Annotated in this window: 4 protein-coding genes; 2 read left to right on the top strand and 2 right to left on the bottom strand. The window is 32.0% G+C overall.

The features are described from left to right. A partial coding sequence (locus PL77_RS29725) for a hypothetical protein (protein ID WP_044213645.1) occupies positions 1-284 on the bottom strand: 284 nt, incomplete at its 3' end. 41 nt (positions 285-325) lie between these two features. Beyond that, the gene (locus tag PL77_RS29720) at positions 326-547 is read right to left on the bottom strand and encodes a hypothetical protein (RefSeq protein WP_156152615.1); all 222 of its coding nucleotides are present in this window, start codon (positions 545-547) and stop codon (positions 326-328) included. A 110-nt stretch (positions 548-657) separates the two neighbouring features. Here PL77_RS29720 and PL77_RS29715 point away from each other — a divergent pair, with 110 nt between their 5' ends. Together PL77_RS29715 and PL77_RS29710 are read left to right on the top strand one after the other, a co-directional pair. Next, positions 658-1,101, top strand: coding sequence for a hypothetical protein (locus PL77_RS29715; protein ID WP_044213641.1), 444 nt, complete (start codon positions 658-660; stop codon positions 1,099-1,101). Between the two features lie 186 nt (positions 1,102-1,287). Then, a partial coding sequence (locus PL77_RS29710) for a hypothetical protein (RefSeq protein WP_044213640.1) occupies positions 1,288-1,485 on the top strand: 198 nt, incomplete at its 3' end.

Here is a 1,485-nt window from a genome sequence, read left to right as displayed (position 1 = left end):
TCCTCATCCTTCCGCTGTTTTCTGTGAAGCATATCCCAAACTAGTTGCTCATTTGGGGGATTGTATCGAGAGGGAATACTTTTTAAGAGGACTAGGTTTCGTCTTCCATCGTCGGGATCTTTTTGGTTTACCCATGATCGAGGGTTATTTTTTTTTCTAGCTCTTAAAGTCCCTTGGTTTATTGTTTTTTCTTTAATATTTAATGTTTTTAAAAACAACCAAGTTACCCATATTTGACCATCTATTTCTAATACCTCACACCCAAGTCGAACTATGTCAAGCATAATGTACTATTTAGGCGGTACATGACTGATAAATAAAAAAACTAACAAAAACCCACGTTAGCTTCTTCTCTATCAATTCTGAATTGGATGATTCTATCAAGCTCTTCTTTGATTCCTCGAACATCTCTTCTTTCACCATTCAATACTTTACGTACAAGAACGTGTGAACATTTTTTTATTTTAGCAATCGTAGGAATATCTCCTCGTGCCATCCCAATAGGTTTGTAAGACTTATAGGGCTTATTTGATTTTTTTCTTTGCATAAGGTTGAAATTTTCTATTATTTTATAAGTATCATTTAATTGATACATTACAAACATCCTATTTAAATCGGATTATTCAAAATTAAATAGGAATTATAATCAAAATAAAAATGGAATACGCTGATTTTCAGTTAGAAAAAAAGATTAAATCCGAATTAAAAAGGAATGGAATCCAAATAAAACAGTTATGCCAAAAGATAGACTTAACAAACGATGGATTGAATAATGGACTACGAACTGGAAGCCTTAAAGTAATTAAACTAATTGATATAGCTAATTTTTTAGATCTGCCAATGAATTATTTTTTCACAACTAAAGAAGGTGATGTTATAGTATCTCAAGATAACAAGAGTAAAGTCAAAGGAAATCATAACTCAATAAACAATCAACGTAATATTGAGAGCTCTGCTATTGAAACATTAAACTCAAAAATAGCTCTTTTAGAAAAAGAATTAGAAAAGAAAGAAATAGAGATAAAAGGAAAAGAAACGGAATTATCTCTAAAAGATGAATTAATAACACTATTGAAACAGATCAATGGAAATAGAGATTAATATTTCTTCGATCTAAGAATATGTAGGTCTAAACGTAGGTTTACAATTATAAAAATGTAGGTCTAAATGTAGGTCTAATCCCTTTACACTTCGTTTTCACCGTCAAATAGTGTTCAAGGTAGTTTAGAGGGTGTTTAAAAAGTGTTTAAGGAAGTTTTAAGGAAGAATTAGAGCAAACATAAAAATATGAGCAAAAAGAAAGAACCAATAGCAGGCATGGAGTACAAAGGCAAGCCAGTGTACGACGTAGAAGCAATGCTAAAATCAATCCACGAAGACTTCAAAGCAAGACTTGAAGCCAAGCTAAAACCCTTTCAAAACGAATTAGACGAGCATAACGCCTCTGTAGAGCTCGTTTTCAACGGTTTAGACCAAGAATCAGAG

It is taken from the genome of Flammeovirga sp. OC4, assembly GCF_000812565.1.
Lineage (GTDB): Bacteria > Bacteroidota > Bacteroidia > Cytophagales > Flammeovirgaceae > Flammeovirga.
Note: the sequence above shows the minus strand (reverse complement) of the source record. Positions and strands in the feature narration are given on the sequence as shown.